Raw genomic sequence first — 18589 nt, 5'->3', positions numbered from 1 at the left:
AAAGATTATGATCGTAATCACAAATCCAATTCCTGTAATTAATGAAATCGACACCATTCATTCTCTTTTTGAGAATGGACTGGAGTTGCTTCATATTCGGAAACCTGATTTTTCAGAAATAGAAATGACCGCTTTTTTATCCGAAATAAAATCAGATTTCCGTCAGCAAGTGGTTTTGCACAGTCATCACCAACTGGCTTTAGCATCTGGAATACATCGGATTCATTTTACAGAAAAAGCAAGAATTGAAACATCGGAGAAAAGTTTAAAAAACTGGAAAGAAAGTGGATTTAAACTCTCTACTTCGATTCATCAAATGATTGATTTTGAAGAACTACCTACTGTTTTTGCTTATGCTTTTTTTGGTCCTGTTTTCGAAAGTATTTCAAAACCAAAGTATGCTTCGGATATTGACTTTAAAAAAGCATTGCAACAAAGGAAGAATAACGAAACTTCATTAGTAGCACTTGGTGGAATTACAGCTGATAAAATTAAAACGGCATTAAAATATGGCTTTGATGATGTGGCACTTTTAGGTGCCATTTGGAACAGTAACCATCCAATAGAAAATTTTAAACAATGCAAGAAAACAGACCTTTCGTAGTAACAATTGCAGGCTTTGATCCTTCTGGAGGCGCGGGAGTTTTAGCAGACATCAAGACATTCGAGCAACATCACGTTTATGGTTTTGCCGTCAATACCGGTAACACCATTCAAACCGAAAATCAGTTCTTCGAAATGCACTGGACTGACCAAGCTTTCGTTTTGAGATCATTGGACAAATTGTTTGAAAATTATGCTATCAAAGCCGTAAAAATTGGAATTGTTCCTTCACTGGATTATTTAAAAAAAATTGTTTTTGCTATAAAAAAGCTTTCGCCAAAAACAAAGATTGTTTGGGATACCGTTTTAAAATCTACAACCAAATTTCGTTTTATAACTATAGAAAATCATTCTGTTTTGATTGAAATATTAAAAAAAATAGATTTGATAACACCCAATTACAATGAAATTTTACAGCTTTCCGCAGCAGAAAAAAATCCTGATTTAATTGCTCACGAGCTGTCAAAACATTGTGCTGTATTACTAAAAGGTGGTCACAATCCTCTGGCAATTGGTGTTGACTGTTTGTATACCGGAAAGGAAATCTTCATGCTTACGCCAAATAACACTTCGGTTTTCGAGAAACACGGCTCTGGCTGTGTATTATCATCAGCGATTACAGCCAATTTAGCTTTGGGATTAGACCTGAAAACAGCTTGCATCAATGCCAAAAAATATATAGAAACCTATTTACAATCTAATCAAACCAAATTAGGATACCATCATGTATAATAAGCTACACTACATTTCGCAAGGAAATACTGTCGAAGAACAATTGCACAACATTCACAAAGCACTGGACAATGGCTGCCATTGGATACAATTGCGATTCAAAAATCAAAACGCGCTTGAAGTTTTCACTTTGGCGGAAGCCGTAAAAATGTTATGTAAAGAATATTTAGCCACTTTTATCATCAATGACAACGTGCATTTGGTAAAGCAATTGGATGCCGATGGCGTTCATTTGGGTTTAAGTGACATGAAAGTGGAAGAAGCAAGACTAATTTTAGGAAAAACAAAAATTATTGGAGGAACGGCAAATACTTTTGAAGATGTGCGCCAAAGGACAGCCGAAAACTGTGATTATATAGGTCTGGGTCCATTTCAATTTACGACAACCAAACAAAATTTAAGTCCCATTTTAGGATTGGAAGGGTATCGATTGATTATCCAACAAATGAAAATAAAAAACATCCAAATTCCCATTTATGCCATTGGAGGAATCACACTAGAAAACGTTGAAGACCTGATGGAAAACGGAATTCAGGGTATTGCCGTTTCTGGTTTGATCACCCAAAGCGAAAATCCATCACAACTTATTACTCAACTTAACGACAAATTATATGGTACCATTTAAAATAGGAGACAAGACCTTTCAATCCCGCTTGTTTTTAGGCACAGGAAAATTCGGTTCTAATCAACAGATGGAAGAAGCCATTTTAGCCTCTGGAACCGAGTTAGTAACCGTAGCGCTAAAACGTATCGATTTAGAAACCGAAACCGATACCATTTTATCCCATCTCAAACACCCGCTAATTAATTTGCTCCCCAATACTTCTGGCGCACGAAATGCCAAAGAAGCCGTTTTTGCGGCACAACTAGCACGAGAAGCGTTGGAGACCAATTGGCTTAAACTGGAAATTCATCCTGATCCAAAATATCTAATGCCAGATGCAATCGAAACCTTAAAAGCTACGGAAGCTTTAGCCAAATTAGGGTTTATCGTTTTGCCTTACATCCATGCGGATCCCGTTTTATGTAAACGACTGGAAGACGCAGGAACTTCGGCGGTGATGCCTTTAGGTTCTCCAATTGGTAGCAACAAAGGATTAAAAACGATCGATTTTTTAGAAATAATAATTGAACAGAGCAGAGTTCCCGTGATTATAGATGCCGGAATTGGCGCACCATCCGACGCAGCAAAAGCCATGGAACTTGGAGCTGATGCGGTTTTAGTAAACACAGCAATTGCCGTGGCAAGAAATCCTATATTGATGGCAGAGGCTTTCAGAGAAGCCGTTATTGCAGGTCGAAAAGCCTACGAAGCACAATTAGCCCAAAAAGTAAATCGTGCAATGGCTTCAAGTCCTTTGACCGCGTTTTTGTATGAGTAATATGTTTTTGGTCTATTTACAAGAAAACTGTTGAAAAAATGGCACGCAGATTTTACAGATTTACACAGATGGGAAATAAAAAAGAATCTGCAAAAATTCGCACAATTTACAGACTACAGAAATTTATAGTTGTATCAAAATAACTACATTTAGTTTTTAATTAGTACTAATTTTTAAATTCTTAAAAATGACCGAAAACGACATATCATTCAAAATAAGAGGAGCCATTTTCAAAGTGTACAATACACTCGGTCCAGGTTTATTTGAATCTGTTTATGAAAGCGCTTTGTATTATGAATTAACTAAAATAAATTTAAAAGTTGAAAGACAATTAGAAATCACTATTCCTTACGATGGCATCATATTAGATGTTGCTTTTAAAATTGATTTATTAGTAGAAGACAAAGTAATTATTGAATTGAAATCTGTCGAAGATTTAGCACCTATTCATTACAAACAAATTACAAACTATTTAAAACTTACTAATAAAAAATTAGGCCTACTTGTCAATTTTAATACAGTCACTATTTTAGATGACATTAAACGAATTGCAAATAAATTATAATTAAGGATTACAAATTAGCACGCAGATTTCACATATTTATACAGCTAAAATTAAAAAAAACGGTTAAAAAAATCTGCGAAAATTTGCAGAATCTGCGTGCCAAAAACCGCATATCCTTTTTGCGAAAAAAAATAAAACAATGAACACATTTAGATCGGTTTTTGACAACTACGATTGGGAAACAATCAAAACAAAAATATACCATACCACTTCGATAGAAGTCGAATCTGCGTTAGACAAAAAAAAACGCAGTCTCGATGATTTTCTGAGATTGATTTCACCAGCTGCGAAACCTTACTTAGAGCAAATGGCACAACTGACACATGAACTAACCAAAAAAAGATTTGGCAAAACGATTCAAATGTATGCTCCTTTGTATTTAAGCAACGAGTGTCAGAACATTTGTACGTATTGTGGGTTTAGTTTAGACAACAAAATCAAACGAAAAACACTTACCGAAAATGAAATTACGCAAGAAATTGAAGTCTTAAAAAAAGCAGGATTTGATCATGTTTTATTAGTTACAGGCGAAGCCAATCAGACCGTAAACATTCATTATTTTCTAAAGGCAATTGCTCAGATAAAAAACGATTTCTCCACCATTTCAGCCGAAGTACAACCCTTGTCAACAGAAGAATACGAACAATTACACGAAGCCGGTGTCTATTCGATTTTAGTCTATCAGGAAACCTACCACCGTGATGTTTACAAACAGTACCATACCAAAGGAAAGAAATCCAATTTTGATTTTCGTTTAGAAACACCCGATCGCATAGGAACTGCGGGCATTCATAAAATAGGCTTGGGTGTCTTATTGGGATTAGAAGATTGGCGCACTGACAGTTTTTTTAATGCCTTGCATTTAGATTATTTACAAAAAACGTATTGGCAAACGAAATATGCAGTTTCATTTCCCAGATTACGACCGGCAGAAGGTGTGATTGCACCCAACTTTATCATGGATGATGCGGATTTGACCCAGCTCATTTGTGCCTACCGTTTGTGGAATGAAGATTTAGAAATCTCCCTGTCAACCCGAGAGAACGAAAAATTCCGGGACAATATTATTCCAATTGGAATTACCAGTATGAGTGCCGGTTCTAAAACTAATCCTGGCGGATATGCTGTTGATCCGCAATCTTTGGAACAATTTGAAATCAGTGACGAACGTTCTGTTGCCGAGATTGCAAAAATTATTTCCAGCAAAGGATACGAGCCCGTTTGGAAGGATTGGGATAAAAATTTTAGTCAAAAGTCGAATGTCGTAAGTCTAAAAGTTTAGAAATCAACAAAAAAATTAGACAAGAGACAAGAGTCTAAAAATTTAGAAAGCAACATGGGGCCACACCTTATATTTATTACTAATAGCAACCAACCTTAAAAAAGTTCTCGACTGTGCTTGAACTGACATGTTTTTAACTTTTGACTTATAGACTTTATAACTGTCCAACTTTATGACTTTTCAACTTTAAAACTAAAAAAATGAGTATCATTCAGGATTTTTTACGCTATAACCGCCAGATGATGATGCCGGAAATAGGCGATTCCGGACAGGAAAAACTCAAAAAAGCGAAAGTTTTAGTGATCGGCGCAGGGGGACTGGGTTGTCCTGTTTTACACTATATAACAACCGCTGGAGTAGGGACTATTGGTATAGTTGATTTTGACAAAATTGAATTGCACAACTTGCACCGTCAAATTTTATATACGGAGAGGCACGTTGGTCAATTAAAAGCAATCACGGCAAAATCAGTTTTGGAAACTTTAAATCCATTGATAAGTATTATTGCTTTTGAAGAAAAATTAACGGTAGAAAACGCCAAAGAAATCATCATGGATTTTGATGTAGTTGTTGATGGTTGTGATAACTTTGAAACCCGTTATCTGGTAAATGATACTTGCGTAACATTAGGTAAATCATTGATTTACGGCAGCATCTTAAAATTCGAGGGGCAAATGGCCGTTTTTAACCATAATGGAAATAAAAATCTTCGGGACTTATTCCCGAAACCTCCAAATCCTAAAGATGTTCCTAATTGTAATTTGAACGGAGTATTGGGCACACTTCCGGGAATTATTGGCACCATGATGGCGCATGAAACGTTGAAACTTGTTATGGATTTACCGACATTGGAAAATGAATTGGTTCTTTTTAATACGCTGGATTGGAGTTTTAAGAAGCTGGAATTTTAAGAGTTATTTGCTTTTTAATATTTTGATAAAATCTGTTCTGTCGATTTCCCTGCAACCTAAACTTTCAAGATGCGGATTATAAACCTGACAATCCAAAAGTTTGTAATCTTCTTTTTTTAATTGGTTGACCAAAGCTATAAAAGCCGTTTTCGACGCATTAGATACTTTCGAGAACATACTTTCACCACAAAAAATACCTCCCAAATCAATTCCATATAAACCACCAACTAAAACCTCATCTTGCCAAACCTCAACCGATTTTGCTATTCCTACTTCATGCAGCTTACAATAGGCTTCAATCATGTCATTGGTAATCCAAGTCCCGTTTTGACCGTCACGTTCTATATTTTGACAATTTGAAATTACATCTCTGAAATTTTGATTGAAAGTAACACTGAAAATATTCCGGTTCAGGATATTTCGCATGCTTTTAGATACAATCAATTCATCGAGAAATAGCACCATTCTGGGATTTGGAGACCACCACATAATAGGTTCTCCCGCTTCAAACCAAGGAAAAATGCCGCTTTGATACGCAAGTCGCAAGCGTTCCGGGGACAAATCACCTCCAATGGCCAAAATTCCATCGCAATTGGCTTGGTCAACAGGAGGGAAAAATAAGGTTGGGGATAAATAATACATTTTTCAATTTCAAAAATCAATACCAATTTCAAAAAATAAAAAAGTCAGAAATTCAAGTAAAACTCAAACTTCTGACTTCTAAATTCTAACTTTTTCATCCCTTAGAAAGGCAAATCGTCTGCTTCTTCTTCGTTTAGGTTTGTTGCTGGTGCAAATGCTTCAGCAGCCGGCATCGGAGGCATTTGAGCAGCAGTGGCTTCTGTGGCTACTCTTTCTACTCTCCATCCTTGAATTGCATTAAAATATTTAGTCACTCCTTGTGGGTCAACCCATTCGCGTCCTCTTAAATTGATCGAAACTTTAACCGCTTCACCTACTTTAAAACTGTTCAATAAATCGCATTTATCTTGTACAAATTCTACTAAAATATGTTGTGGATATTGCTCCTCGGTGGTTACGACCAATTCTCTTTTTAAGAAACTTCCGCTTCCCACATTTTTTGCATCCCCAAGCATTTTAATTTTTCCTGTAACTTCCATCTTCGTTGTTTTTAATGTTATTTATATTATTTTTTTGCCAAAAGTACTTTCCAAGCCGATAAGACATCATTCTCATTCAGGTATTTTTTTGCCTCCAAGTGTACTTTTTGCTGGTCATCAGCACTTAAAACTCCTTTTACAGCAAAATTCTGTTTTACAAATATACTAACTTCTTCCATTGTGGGCAAGGCTTCTATATTCCCTAACATCCCTAAATCATTTCCGTTAAAAACCGAACTTTCTTTAACAAAATTTGGAATGGCATCCACTCCAATTCCTAAAGTAGACAAGGGTTTTGGCACTTCAAAAAGCCCTTGGTTTGATCTGGAATACCAATTGCTGCCTAACCTGGAAACCAAGTCAATTTTATATTGATCAATCGCACCATTTTCGTCTAAAACAGACTCGTCAATATGAATGCGAACAACTTCACACAGTACTAAATTCCCCGCACCTCCTTCTGTTCCCAGCGGAATAATCTGAGTGACTTTGCATTCAAATTGAACCGGTGATTCTTTTACTCGAAAGGGTTTCACCACCTCTGAAGCAATCGGAGTCAAGCCTGATTTTAAAAACTCATCCACACCATGAGCATACTCTGTACTGGCCAGCGAAATCTGTTGTACCATGTCATAATTCACCACATTAATGACTACTTCCCGAGTTGCTTCAGCATTGATCAACGTGTGTTTTATCGAATTATCACGAACGCGCCTTGCTGGTGAAAAAATAAGGATTGGAGGATTTGCGCTGAACACATTAAAAAAACTAAAAGGCGATACATTAGCATTACCTTCCGCATCCATAGTACTGGCAAAAGCAATAGGTCTAGGTCCAACTGAACTTTGCAAATAGCCTTGTAATTTTGCCGTTTCGATACTTTTAGGATCAATCGTAATCATATTTTTTACTTTATAGCTGTACTCTACAAAAGTAAACAAATCGGATCAGTTTATGAAAGAGTATATCCAATTAGAATAAAATTACATCTGAATTTACTCTAAAAAAAAATCTTTCTTTAAAACTAAAATACCACAGCGTTTATTTCGTTATATTTATAATTCAAATTTTCATTTATGCAGTTTTCTGAAAGAAGAAATACAACCCGTTGGATTATAATTTCTGCCTCTTTTTTAATCATTTCACTGATTCTTTGGAACACATACACTTTTTTTCAAATCTTCAAAAACGAAGAACGATTAAAAATGAATCTTTGGGCACAAGCCCAAAAAACACTCATTAATGCCAATGAAAATACAGATGTTGATCTTCCGCTGCAAATTTTCAGTGACAACACTTCAATTCCTATTATACTGACAGAGAATGACAGCATCATAAACACCGTAAATATTGACGACGCTATTGTAAAAAATAATTCAAAGGCAGTCGCATTCTTGCAGAACTTAAAAAACGAAAACGTACCCATAGTCATTGAGTATGTCCCTGGGAAATTTCAAAAATTATATTACGGCAACTCGGCTTTACTGAATAAATTGAAATATTATCCCGTTGCTTTAGTGCTGATCATAGTGCTTTTTGGCGGTTTAGTTTATAATTTTTATAGAAGCACCAAAATGGCAACACAAAACAAACTTTGGGCAGGAATGGCGAAGGAAACGGCGCATCAAATAGGCACACCACTTTCTTCATTAATTGGTTGGGTTGAACTCCTGAAATCTGAAAACATGGATGAAAGTACTACTTTCGAAATTGAAAAAGATATTGAGCGTTTGCAAACCATAACCGATCGTTTCTCGAAAATAGGATCGGAACCCAAATTAGAAAACAAAGATATTGTAGCCGAAACACAACAATCTTACGACTATTTGCAATCCCGATTCTCCAAACAAATTGAGTTTTCGTTCCAAGCGCCAAAAACTCCTATTATGGTATCTCTTAATCCTACGCTGCACAGTTGGGCCATCGAGAATTTAGTAAAAAACGCCATCGATGCAATGAAAGGAAAAGGAAAATTAGCTTTAGAAATTGAACAAGAAGGGGATTATGTAAAAATAAATGTTTCTGATACTGGCGGAGGAATTCAAAAACAACAATTTAAAACCATTTTCGAACCTGGATTTACCACTAAAAAACGCGGATGGGGATTGGGACTTTCACTAACCAAAAGAATCGTGGAAGAATACCACAAAGGAACCATCAAAGTACTGAACTCCGAAATTGGAAAAGGAACCACCATGCAAGTGAGTTTAAAAAAAAGCAACCTAGCGTAATGGAACTCCAAACCATGTAGTTTTAGAAAACATTGTTTTTCTGACTATTTTGGACTTACTCAAATAATTTTTAACAAACAATGCGTGCTCTTCGGCTTGCGCCAAAGAGGCTCCAATTGATTTTTTAATCGATGTGACATTAGAAACGTTTTGATTACCAACGGAACCCACGATATACATATCGTTTTGACACTTTACCAGTTTCATTCTCGGAATTTCAATCATACGGCTAATTTCAGTATCTGAAAAAGAAGGCTTAAACTTATTGTTTCGATAGTGTATAAAATCATTCAACAATACAACCGCTTTTTGTCAATTTCAGCTGCTGTCCAAGCATGAGCCAAGTCACTTACTTTTCCGTTTTGTTTGGTATATCTTTCAATGATATAGGATTGGATTCCTATCTTTTGCACAAGCGCATTAAAAACCGTTGCATAATGAATGCAAACCCCTTTTTTAGTTTTTAATGTCTTCGTGATTTTCTCAGCTCCCGTTTCATGGGAATTTACGGCATACCTATTCGCAACATCATAGCTGATGTTAGATGCGGTCCAATAGAAATCAGCTCTTATTTTATCGGTTTCTGTTTTAAAATTAGCATTGATATAATTGGCAATAGCTTCAGTAGATGTAGTTGAATTAGCTGGAATAGCTGCCGTTTTAGCATCAACCAATAGATATCCGGGATTGACCTGTCCAACACTCATAAAGGAGAAAAAGAAGGTAAGCAACAAAAATATATTTTTCATAGTCTCGAATGTAAGTAATAACCATGGTATAATGTCGTATTTTAAAATCAGGATAAAATTATTTAACAATCTGATTTAAAGCTATTTTACTTAAAGTTAATTCTTTTGACTTTACGACTTTTAAACTTTCGACTTACTTAAGTTCTCTAAAATAGAAAAGGGAATCGGTTTTCACCTATTCCCTTTTAAACTAAAATCATACCAATTTGTTTTATTTGTGCAAATTTACAAATTGGTTTTAATACTTTCTGCCAACGCTTCAAATTCATTTTTGGACAGCGATACTTTATTTTGAAAACGCATTTCATCCATTTCATTCAATGGAATCAAGTGAACGTGCGCATGAGGAACTTCAAGTCCTACAACTGCCATTCCGATTCGTTTACACGGAACCGTTTTTTCAAGCGCAACTGCGATTTTTTTAGAAAACTGCATCAGTCCAATATATAAATTATCTTCCATCTCAAAAATCTTATCAATTTCTTGTTTCGGAATACAAAGTGTGTGTCCTTTTGCATTTGGATTTACATCCAAAAAAGCCAAGAAATTTTCATCTTCAGCAATCTTGTAGCACGGAATTTCTCCGTTTATAATTTTGGTAAATATACTTGACATTGTGAAATTGGTTAATTGTTGAATCGATTAATCGGTTAACCGAATAAACCTTTAATTAGTCGCGAGATATTTCTAAAATTTCGAATTTCAACACACCGTTTGGAACCGTGATCTCAGCAAATTCTCCAACTGATTTTCCTAACAAACCTTTTCCAATAGGTGAGGTTACCGAGATTTTACCTGTTTTTAAATCGGCTTCACTTTCGGCAACTAATGTATAAGTCATTTCCATTCCGTTCGTTTGGTTTTTGATTTTTACATTGGATAATACCAATACTTTAGAAACATCCAGATGGGTTTCATCAATCAATCTGGCGTTAGAATGTATTTCTTCCATTTTGGCAATACGCATTTCCAGCATCCCTTGTGCTTCTTTTGCGGCATCGTATTCTGCATTCTCAGAAAGATCACCTTTATCTCGTGCTTCAGCTATATCAGCCGATGCTTTTGGGCGCATTACGCTTTTTAAATAATCTAATTCTTCTCTTAATTTTTTTAAGCCTTCTGCTGTGTAATACGATACTGTACTCATAAATTCTTCATTTATATAAATAGAAAAAATCCCATCAGGACGGGATTTCTTTCCACAAAGATATTATTATTTTTTTTTCGTCGATAAATATATGTTAATCATATATAATTCAAAGTTAAATAAATTAAATTTGTTTCACTAATACTTCGACACTATTTTAAAATGAAAAAAATTCTGCTGCTCTTCGTTGTTATTCCTTTATTTTTTTCGTGTAGTGATTCTGGTTTTGACAACACCAATCCATTTGTGCCTAATTATACTTTCGCCGTAGACCTGAACCTGAATTTGCCGGAATACTCTAATCTTAAATTCGTTAGTAATGCGGTTTATGTATCCGGAATAGGCGCTCGAGGTGTTATTGTTTTCAATACAGGCAGTGGTTACAATGCTTTTGATGCCGCTTGTCCCAATCAAGCGATGAGTTCTTGTTCTACCATGACCATAAATGGGATAAATGCCGTTTGCGGATGCGACGGTAAAGAATACAGTTTATTTACCGGACAAGGAACTTTACAATATCCTATGAAGCAGTATCGCGTTCAAGTCAATGGAAATGTGCTTCGGGTTTATAATTAATTACAAATGCGAATCAAGGGTTAAAATATTAAGTTTATAAAGGCAGCTGCTATCTTGCCAAACAGCTGCCCTAATAATCTTTTTGTGGATCTAACTTTGCATGCTCTTTGAATATTGGTTTTTTCAATCAACCAATTAAAAAGGGATTCAATAGGTTGTCTAATTCTTGATACTGCTGTTGAATACAAGTCGTTTGAAACTTTATCTCTATTTCTAATTTCTTGAGATTCTCCTTTTACTGCTTTAACGGGTGTGAACATTACAGCGTTTTTTTCTTTTTCAAAATCAGATAAAAATTCTTTGTTTTGATAAATTTTATCTCCAAAAGAACATCTATCTTCTTAACCCTTGATTCGCATTTCTAATAAAACAATATCAAAGTCGGTTCGAATAGTCACTTTTCCTTTTGAAACTTTGGCTTCTTTTCCGGAATAGGCATCTCTTACTCTAGATCCATCTTCAAAAATAGGGGCTACAATAATTTCTTTTTTGCCAGTAGAGAGATCCAGACCAACCACTACTTTGTCTGTGAAAGTTCCTTTAGTGTATGTTCTTGAAAATGTGTAGGGCGTGTCCGAAATCATGGTGTGAATTCCAGCTCCCACAGCAGGATGGTTCTTTCTGAACTTTCCTAATTTTCTCCAGTGTGTCAGTATTTTTTTAGTTTCAGGATTGGATTTTATATCTTTCCAGTTCATAAAGGAGCGTAAGGTAGCATCGCCGTTTGTGCCTTCAATTACTAAGGGACGTGCACTCTCATCACCATAATATACTTGAGAAAGTCCCGGACTCAACAATAATTTTGTACCGGCTTCGATGCTTTTGGTGCGTTTTGCATCAAATGGAGCGCCGTCATCATGTGAGGATAAATAGTTTAAAACACTGTATCCTTTTAAATCGTTGTTGAGCCTGTCAGAGTATTTTGAGAATATGAATTCATAGTCTTTTTGGGCGTCCCATTTGAACTCAAAATTGATCATATTGTTGAAACCATTTTTAAAATAGTTTATTTTTTTATCTCCAAAATCAAAATCTTGTCCACCGCTGATACCATAATTATAGACTTCGGCAATGGTGTAAAAGGAGTTGTTATCCAGTACTTTTGTAGGGTTTTTTTTCTTCCAAGTCTCAAATGAATAGTCACATTGCGTTTTGAAATCTGCCCAGACGGTTTCGTCTGTATGTTTTACGGTATCTCCTCTGTAGCCGTCTATCCCATAATCAGCAACGTAGTCTGTCAGCCATTTTATGATGTAATATTTTGGAGTTTTAGGATAGCCTGTCCGAGAAAAAAAAGCATCTAACTCATTCATTTCCTGTTCGTATCGACCTTCTTTTTTCCATTTTTCGACAAGAAAAGGAGGTAAGTCTACATTCTGGGTGCTTTCAGTTCTGATGTCTGGAAGATTGGCCACCAAAGTGCAGGTTGTTGTATTTTGATAATTTTTATAATCACAAACCGGATTGGTACGAACCCAGTAATTTGGCCAAACAGTATCTATTTCAGTCACAGGACCGGTGTGATTAATGACGCCGTCAAGAATGATTCTGATTCCTCGTGCATGCGCTTTTTTTACTAATTCAGCTAATTCTTTTTTAGTTCCAAAATTGGGATCTAATGCCGTCCAATCTTTGGCCCAATAGCCATGATAGCCATAACTCAATCCAGTGCCCTCATCTACAGCGTCATGAATTTGTTCCACTACAGGAGTAAACCAAATGGCATTTATCCCTAGTTTGTCAAAATAACCTTCTTCAATTTTTTTAGTAATTCCTTTGATATCTCCTCCTTCAAAACCACGAAGTTTTCCTGTAGTTTTAGTTCTGTTTAAAGTAATGTCATTGGAACGATCACCATTATTAAAGCGATCTGTCATAAGGAAATAGACATTAGCACCTTCCCAGACAAAAGGAGTTTTTTTTGTCTTTTTTATTGGAGTGTTGTTTTCCGTAACAGGTTTGGTACCGGAACAACTCACGCAAAAAGCGAGCACGGATAGAATTAATAGTAAAGATTTTTTTTTCATTTTTTTTAAATTGAATAATTATTTTTTTGCTGGAGCTTCTTTTTCAAGGAGCAGCAGTCAGTATCTGGTATTTTTTTCAGTAGTTCTCCGGATTCTTGTATTTTAGAGTGTGAATTACTTCAGTTCTAAAATCAAAACAGATTTAGGTTCGATTATAATTTCGTTCGTCACGTCAAAGGTGAGTTCAGAAATGACATCTTTTCCAGTTTTAAAGTCTTTGATATTTTCTTTGAAACGATGTGTGTTTACCGTCTTGGTTTCGTTGCTGTTGTTCATTAAAACCATTACCGTTTCATTTGCATTGTATCTAAAATAAGCATAGATATTATTTTCCGGAATATAATGGGTTGTTTTTCCAAAATGAACCACTGCTTTTGTTTTTCTCCATTGGAACAATTTGGCGGTAAAATCAAAATAGTGGTTTTGCTCCGGAGTTCGTCCTTCCTTCGTAAAAGCATTGTTTTTATCGCCTTCCCAACCGCCTGAAAAATCAAGACGAATAGCTGCATCACCTTTGTTTTTATCACCGGCCATGCCTATTTCGCTTCCGTAATACAATTGTGGAATCCCGCGAACGGTAGCCATCAAAGTCATTGCCATTTTGTATTTTCTGATATCGTTCCCGTAGGTTTGATTGATGCGATTGGTATCATGATTTTCTGCAAATAGTAACATATTATTGACATTAGGATACAGAAAATCATTGGTAAAATTGTCATAGAGTTTTACCATTCCTTTGTCCCAAGAGCCGTCATCTTCATTGAAAACTTTAGTGACGGCTTCATATAATGTAAAATCCATTACACTTGGCAGATATGAATTGTAATTTTGTATTGCTGCAATTTTACTGTCTTTTTGCCAATACGCCATTTGCGCTTGACTTTGCATCCAGACTTCGCCTACAATATTAAAATTGGGGTATTCATCGGTTATGGATTTGGTCCATTTTGCAATTCCTTTTGGATCAGAATAATTGTAGGTGTCGACTCTGAAGCCATCTAAATCAGCATATTCTATCCACCAAATGGCATTTTGAATCAAGTATTTTAAAGTCAACGGATTCTTCAAATTTAAATCGGGCATCGATGGGACAAACCAACCGTCCAGCGTGATTTTTTTATCAATTTCAGAGGCATTGGTGTCGTGAATAACTGTTCTTTTATGATTTGTTTGGGTGTAGGTGTCAAATTGATTGATCCATTCTTTTGTGGGTAAATCCTTGATCATCCAATGTTCAATTCCCCAGTGATTCGTCACGTAATCCATCACCAGTTTCAGGTCTTTTTTGTGCATTTCAGCAGCCAATCGAACATAATCTTCATTGGTTCCGTAACGGGGATCTATTTTATACACATCAGATTGTCCGTAGGTGTGATACGAAAAAGCAGCGTCATTATCCTCGCACAGTGGTGTACTCCAAATTGTTGTTGCACCTAGTTCTGCTATGTAATCCAGATTTTTTATAATCCCTTCAATATCGCCACCGTGTCTTCCTCCGGGTAATTCTCTATTGTATTTTTCTTGGGTTGAATTTTCACTATCGTTGTTTCTGTTTCCGTTGGCAAAGCGATCTGGCATCAACAAATACATCATATCCGAAGCGTCAAAGCTTTTGCGTTGTGCTGAGTTTTCTCTTCTTTTCTTAAGGCTGTATTTTTGTGTAAAGGTTTCTTTACTTTTGTTTTTAAAGGTAAAAATCAGATCTGATGCCACCACTTTTTTAGTGTCAATGGTAACAAATAGGTAGTTGGGATTTTCCGTTCTTTTTACGTCGGTTATTTTTATGCTATTAGAAACCGTTACTTGGTTTTGAGCAATGCCTTTGCCATAAAAAAGAATTTGCAGCTCTGGATTCTGCATTCCTGCATACCAAAAAGGCGGTTCCACTTTGTCGATTTGCGCATGTACAGTTATTGACATAAAAAAAAGGAATAAAGTTATTTTTTTTAGAAAGCTTCTGTTTAAGAACGGAAATTGATCTGTTTTCTTCATTGTATGTATTTTTTAGTGCTATTTAATGTTGTATTGGCTTCAAATAAAACGGATTCATGTTTGAAAAGAACTATTTTCAGCATTTTAGAGGCCATTCTTTTTTTATTTAAGAGTAGTTTTCAATCGAACAATCCCAATAGATATTGGGATTGTCAGTAAGCCTAGCAAGGCTTGGGTTCAAATGATAGAATTAACTACAAGTTCTAGCAAATGTTAGTTTACGGAGACTAAATTTTCAGTAGTGACCACAAGAGTCTTGCCATTTACCACAATTTCCAATTCTTTATCTCCAAGAATTGTAAATGAAGTCTCTTTATGATTGATCGCTACTTTCAGAATTTGATTTCTAAAGTTGATTTTAAACGAATAGCCTTTCCATTGTTTTGGAATTTTTGGAGAAAAATGAAGCGTATCATCTTTAACTCTCATTCCGCCAAAACCTTCTACGATACTCATCCAGGTTCCGGCCATTGATGTTATATGACACCCTTCTTCGACCTCTTTATTGTAATCATCAAGATCCAGACGTGACGTTCTCAAATAGAACGAGTACGCCATGTCCATTTTGTCTAATAAAGCGGCTTGAATCGAGTGTACGCAGGGCGAAAGGGAGCTCTCATGAACCGTAAAGGATTCATAAAATTCAAAATTGTTTTTCAGTTCTTCTTTCGAAAAATGATCTTCAAAGAAATAAAAACACTGTAAAACATCGGCTTGTTTGATGTATGGCGAACGCAAAATTCTATCCCAAGACCATTTCTGATTGATGGGTCTTTGGCTTTTATCCAAATCAACTACACGAACCAATTCTTTGTCCAAGAAACCGTCTTGTTGCAAGTACACATTATGTTCTTCCGAAAAAGGGAAGTACATATTGTCCGAAATTTTTTTCCAAGACTGTAATTCGGAATCGGAGATTTTTACCTTTTCGGTAATTCTTTTGTGATCCGAAGGATATTCCAGCGATACTTTCTGAATTTGTTCGTAGGTATATTCCAGACACCATTTTGCAATATAATTGGTGTAAAAATTATTGTTTACGTTGTTCTCATATTCGTTTGGACCCGTAACGCCAAGAATTACATATTGGTTTAAATTAGTCGAAAAATTCGCTCTTTGATACCAGAAACGAGCAATTCCTATTAATACTTCCAGTCCTTTTTCAGGAATATAACTGTAATCGCCAGTGTATCTGTAAAAGTTATAAATGGCAAAAGCGATAGCTCCGTTTCTATGAATTTCTTCAAAAGTAATTTCCCATTCGTTATGACATTCCTCGCCGTTCATCGTCACCATTGGATACAAAGCTGCTCCGTTAGTAAATCCTAATTTAGTAGCGTTTTCAATGGCTTTATCCAATTGATTGTAACGGTACGTCAATAAATTCCGAGCCACTTCCTGATCTTTGGTCGCCATGTAAAACGGAATGCAGTACGCTTCCGTATCCCAATAGGTAGAACCTCCGTATTTCTCTCCGGTGAAACCTTTTGGACCAATATTCAATCGGGAATCTTTGCCTAAATAGGTTTGGTTTAATTGGAAAATATTGAAACGAATTCCTTGTTGTGCTTTGACATCGCCATCAATTGTAATGTCTGACATTTCCCAAATTTTTGCCCAAGCATCAATCTGGTCCTGCAACATTTGGTCATAGCCTACTGCTAAAGCGGATTGAATCACTTTTTCGGCAGCAGTAATGGTATTTTCATGGTTTAAAGAAACCGTATACCCGCCAATTTTTTGGATCGATGATTTTTGACCCTGTCCCACAATTACATCATAACTAAACTGAATTTTATCAGCAGTTGCATCAATATTAGAAGGAGAAATTCCCGTTTTTTCACCACTAGTAAAAATGCTATTTTGCATGAAAGTGGTTACTTTGAAATGTGTTTTGAAGGTTTGTGCCGTTACAAAAGCTTCATTTCCTGATTTTTTTACATCAAGCAGTTCCCAGAATTTTTCTTCCCAGTTCGCATCTTCATTGGTTACACCAGCATCAATGTAAGGTTTGTAAACGATTTTTGAATCTTTGTTCAAAGGGGTAATTTCATAATTGATAACCCCAACTTCATCCAACACGATTGAAAGAAAACGACGAATACTAACTGCGATTTCGGTTCCGTTTTTTAAAGTGGCTTCAAAAGAACGGTGGTACCAACCTTCTTTCATGTTCAGCTCCCGACGAAAGTTTTTGACTTCAGCACAGGTATTCAAATCTAATTTTTCTCCATTGATTTCAATATCAATTCCAATCCAGTTTGGTGCATTCAAAACTTTAGCAAAGTATTCCGGATACCCGTTTTTCCACCAGCCCACTTTGGTTTTATCCGGATAATAAATTCCTGCAACATAACTTCCCTGAAATGTTTCACCAGTATAATTTTCTTCAAAATTAGCCCGTTGTCCCATAGCACCGTTGCCAATGCTGAACAGACTTTCAGATGATTTTACACACTCGGCATCAAATCCTTCTTCTATGATAGACCAATTGTCTGGTTTTATATAATCTTGATTCATTTTTTATAATTTAAAAATTCAAAGATTAAAAATTCAAAAATTATTGTGATGCACAAATAATATTATCCTTTTTACTTTTTTGAATTTGTTTCGTTATTTGTTAATTAATTCTTCTATGAATTGGGTATCGATAGCTGTAAAATCGTTGAAGATGTATTTTGCTTCGTGCAAAGTAGTTGCTTCCCCAATTCCTATGCTGGTCATATTACCAATATTCGCCGCTTGAACTCCTGCGACTGAATCTTCAAAAACAATTGAATCTTCTGGTTTTATTTTTAATAATTTTGCGGCCATTAAGAATACTTCCGGATCGGGTTTCGCATTGGTCACATCATTTCCGTCTACAACAGCGTCAAAATAAGAGAGTAGTCCTGTTTTTTCCAGAATGGGTCTGGCGTTTTTACTGGCTGAACCCAATGCGATGGGTTGGTCGTTTTGTTTTAAAAATTTTAAAATTTCAAAAACTCCCGGAAGAATCTCACTTTCATTCATATCCACTAAATAAGATAAGTATTCCTCGTTTTTTTGGACTAACCATTGGTCTTTGTCTTCTTGTGAGGCGGTTACTTTTCCTAGGTCTAATATAATATCCAAAGAGCGCACCCGGCTGACTCCTTTTAGTAATTCGTTGTGTTCCAGTGTAAATTCGATATTTAATTCATTTGCAATTTTTTGCCACGCTAAATAATGGTATTTAGCCGTGTCTACAATCACTCCGTCTAGGTCGAATATAAATGCTTTTGTATTCATT

At 35.8% G+C, this 18589-nt stretch carries 21 protein-coding genes; 9 read left to right on the top strand and 12 right to left on the bottom strand.

What is annotated here, in order from left to right:
• The first annotated feature begins 7 nt into the window (after positions 1-7).
• From EKL99_RS10865 to EKL99_RS10835, 7 genes are all read left to right on the top strand, one after another.
• On the top strand, positions 8-604 hold the full coding sequence (locus EKL99_RS10865) for a thiamine phosphate synthase (protein WP_126576944.1): 597 nt from the start codon (positions 8-10) through the stop codon (positions 602-604).
• Entirely contained in the window at positions 580-1335 is a 756-nt protein-coding gene (locus tag EKL99_RS10860) for a hydroxymethylpyrimidine/phosphomethylpyrimidine kinase (protein ID WP_126576943.1), read from the top strand. Before EKL99_RS10865 ends, EKL99_RS10860 begins: the two co-directional genes overlap by 25 nt.
• On the top strand, positions 1328-1960 hold the full coding sequence (locus tag EKL99_RS10855; protein WP_126576942.1) for a thiamine phosphate synthase: 633 nt from the start codon (positions 1328-1330) through the stop codon (positions 1958-1960). Before EKL99_RS10860 ends, EKL99_RS10855 begins: the two co-directional genes overlap by 8 nt.
• Entirely contained in the window at positions 1947-2717 is a 771-nt protein-coding gene (locus tag EKL99_RS10850; RefSeq protein WP_126576941.1) for a thiazole synthase, read from the top strand. The genes EKL99_RS10855 and EKL99_RS10850 overlap by 14 nt, the downstream gene beginning before the upstream one ends.
• Positions 2718-2904: 187 nt before the next feature.
• On the top strand, positions 2905-3282 hold the full coding sequence (locus tag EKL99_RS10845) for a GxxExxY protein (protein WP_126561252.1): 378 nt from the start codon (positions 2905-2907) through the stop codon (positions 3280-3282).
• Between the two features lie 139 nt (positions 3283-3421).
• Positions 3422-4564, top strand: a complete 1143-nt coding sequence (thiH, locus tag EKL99_RS10840; RefSeq protein ID WP_126576940.1) for a 2-iminoacetate synthase ThiH — start codon at positions 3422-3424, stop codon at positions 4562-4564.
• Between the two features lie 200 nt (positions 4565-4764).
• Positions 4765-5475 (top strand): HesA/MoeB/ThiF family protein, encoded by a 711-nt coding sequence (locus EKL99_RS10835; RefSeq protein ID WP_126576939.1) that lies wholly within the window; start codon positions 4765-4767, stop codon positions 5473-5475.
• A 3-nt stretch (positions 5476-5478) separates the two neighbouring features.
• Here EKL99_RS10835 and aat read toward each other — a convergent pair whose 3' ends face one another.
• The 3 genes from aat to EKL99_RS10820 all read right to left on the bottom strand — a co-directional run bounded on the left by aat (position 5479) and on the right by EKL99_RS10820 (position 7498).
• The gene (gene aat, locus EKL99_RS10830) at positions 5479-6117 is read right to left on the bottom strand and encodes a leucyl/phenylalanyl-tRNA--protein transferase (RefSeq protein ID WP_126576938.1); all 639 of its coding nucleotides are present in this window, start codon (positions 6115-6117) and stop codon (positions 5479-5481) included.
• Between the two features lie 101 nt (positions 6118-6218).
• Positions 6219-6596, bottom strand: a complete 378-nt coding sequence (locus tag EKL99_RS10825; protein ID WP_091203008.1) for a DUF3127 domain-containing protein — start codon at positions 6594-6596, stop codon at positions 6219-6221.
• 26 nt (positions 6597-6622) lie between these two features.
• On the bottom strand, positions 6623-7498 hold the full coding sequence (locus EKL99_RS10820) for a flavin reductase family protein (protein ID WP_126458313.1): 876 nt from the start codon (positions 7496-7498) through the stop codon (positions 6623-6625).
• A 174-nt stretch (positions 7499-7672) separates the two neighbouring features.
• Here EKL99_RS10820 and EKL99_RS10815 point away from each other — a divergent pair, with 174 nt between their 5' ends.
• Positions 7673-8827 carry a HAMP domain-containing sensor histidine kinase gene (locus EKL99_RS10815; RefSeq protein ID WP_126576937.1) on the top strand — a complete coding sequence of 385 codons (1155 nt, stop codon included), beginning with the start codon at positions 7673-7675 and terminating at the stop codon, positions 8825-8827.
• On the opposite strand, the gene EKL99_RS10810 is transcribed toward EKL99_RS10815, so the two are convergent.
• From EKL99_RS10810 to greA, 4 genes are all read right to left on the bottom strand, one after another.
• On the bottom strand, positions 8819-9052 hold the full coding sequence (locus tag EKL99_RS10810; RefSeq protein WP_126576936.1) for a hypothetical protein: 234 nt from the start codon (positions 9050-9052) through the stop codon (positions 8819-8821). The two genes, EKL99_RS10815 and EKL99_RS10810, sit on opposite strands and share 9 nt — an antisense overlap.
• Before the next feature lie 65 nt (positions 9053-9117).
• Positions 9118-9576, bottom strand: a complete 459-nt coding sequence (locus EKL99_RS10805) for a transglutaminase-like domain-containing protein (RefSeq protein ID WP_126458322.1) — start codon at positions 9574-9576, stop codon at positions 9118-9120.
• 225 nt (positions 9577-9801) lie between these two features.
• On the bottom strand, positions 9802-10191 hold the full coding sequence (locus EKL99_RS10800; RefSeq protein WP_126458325.1) for an HIT family protein: 390 nt from the start codon (positions 10189-10191) through the stop codon (positions 9802-9804).
• A 55-nt stretch (positions 10192-10246) separates the two neighbouring features.
• On the bottom strand, positions 10247-10723 hold the full coding sequence (gene greA / locus EKL99_RS10795; protein ID WP_126458328.1) for a transcription elongation factor GreA: 477 nt from the start codon (positions 10721-10723) through the stop codon (positions 10247-10249).
• Positions 10724-10885: 162 nt separating this feature from the next.
• Between greA and EKL99_RS10790 the strand changes: the two genes are divergently transcribed.
• Entirely contained in the window at positions 10886-11299 is a 414-nt protein-coding gene (locus EKL99_RS10790; protein WP_126458331.1) for a hypothetical protein, read from the top strand.
• 20 nt (positions 11300-11319) lie between these two features.
• Here EKL99_RS10790 and EKL99_RS10785 read toward each other — a convergent pair whose 3' ends face one another.
• The 5 genes from EKL99_RS10785 to pgmB all read right to left on the bottom strand — a co-directional run bounded on the left by EKL99_RS10785 (position 11320) and on the right by pgmB (position 18588).
• Positions 11320-11559, bottom strand: coding sequence for a transposase (locus EKL99_RS10785; protein WP_126561245.1), 240 nt, complete (start codon positions 11557-11559; stop codon positions 11320-11322).
• Between the two features lie 81 nt (positions 11560-11640).
• On the bottom strand, positions 11641-13326 hold the full coding sequence (locus tag EKL99_RS10780) for an alpha-amylase family glycosyl hydrolase (RefSeq protein WP_126576935.1): 1686 nt from the start codon (positions 13324-13326) through the stop codon (positions 11641-11643).
• A gap of 114 nt (positions 13327-13440) precedes the next feature.
• Positions 13441-15318 carry a glycoside hydrolase family 13 protein gene (locus tag EKL99_RS10775; RefSeq protein ID WP_126576934.1) on the bottom strand — a complete coding sequence of 626 codons (1878 nt, stop codon included), beginning with the start codon at positions 15316-15318 and terminating at the stop codon, positions 13441-13443.
• 213 nt (positions 15319-15531) lie between these two features.
• The gene (locus EKL99_RS10770) at positions 15532-17838 is read right to left on the bottom strand and encodes a glycoside hydrolase family 65 protein (protein WP_126576933.1); all 2307 of its coding nucleotides are present in this window, start codon (positions 17836-17838) and stop codon (positions 15532-15534) included.
• A 93-nt stretch (positions 17839-17931) separates the two neighbouring features.
• On the bottom strand, positions 17932-18588 hold the full coding sequence (gene pgmB, locus EKL99_RS10765; RefSeq protein WP_126458345.1) for a beta-phosphoglucomutase: 657 nt from the start codon (positions 18586-18588) through the stop codon (positions 17932-17934).
• Position 18589: the final 1 nt, after the last annotated feature.

The sequence above is a fragment of the Flavobacterium sp. ZB4P23 genome (assembly GCF_003970375.1).
Lineage (GTDB): Bacteria > Bacteroidota > Bacteroidia > Flavobacteriales > Flavobacteriaceae > Flavobacterium.
Note: the sequence above shows the minus strand (reverse complement) of the source record. Positions and strands in the feature narration are given on the sequence as shown.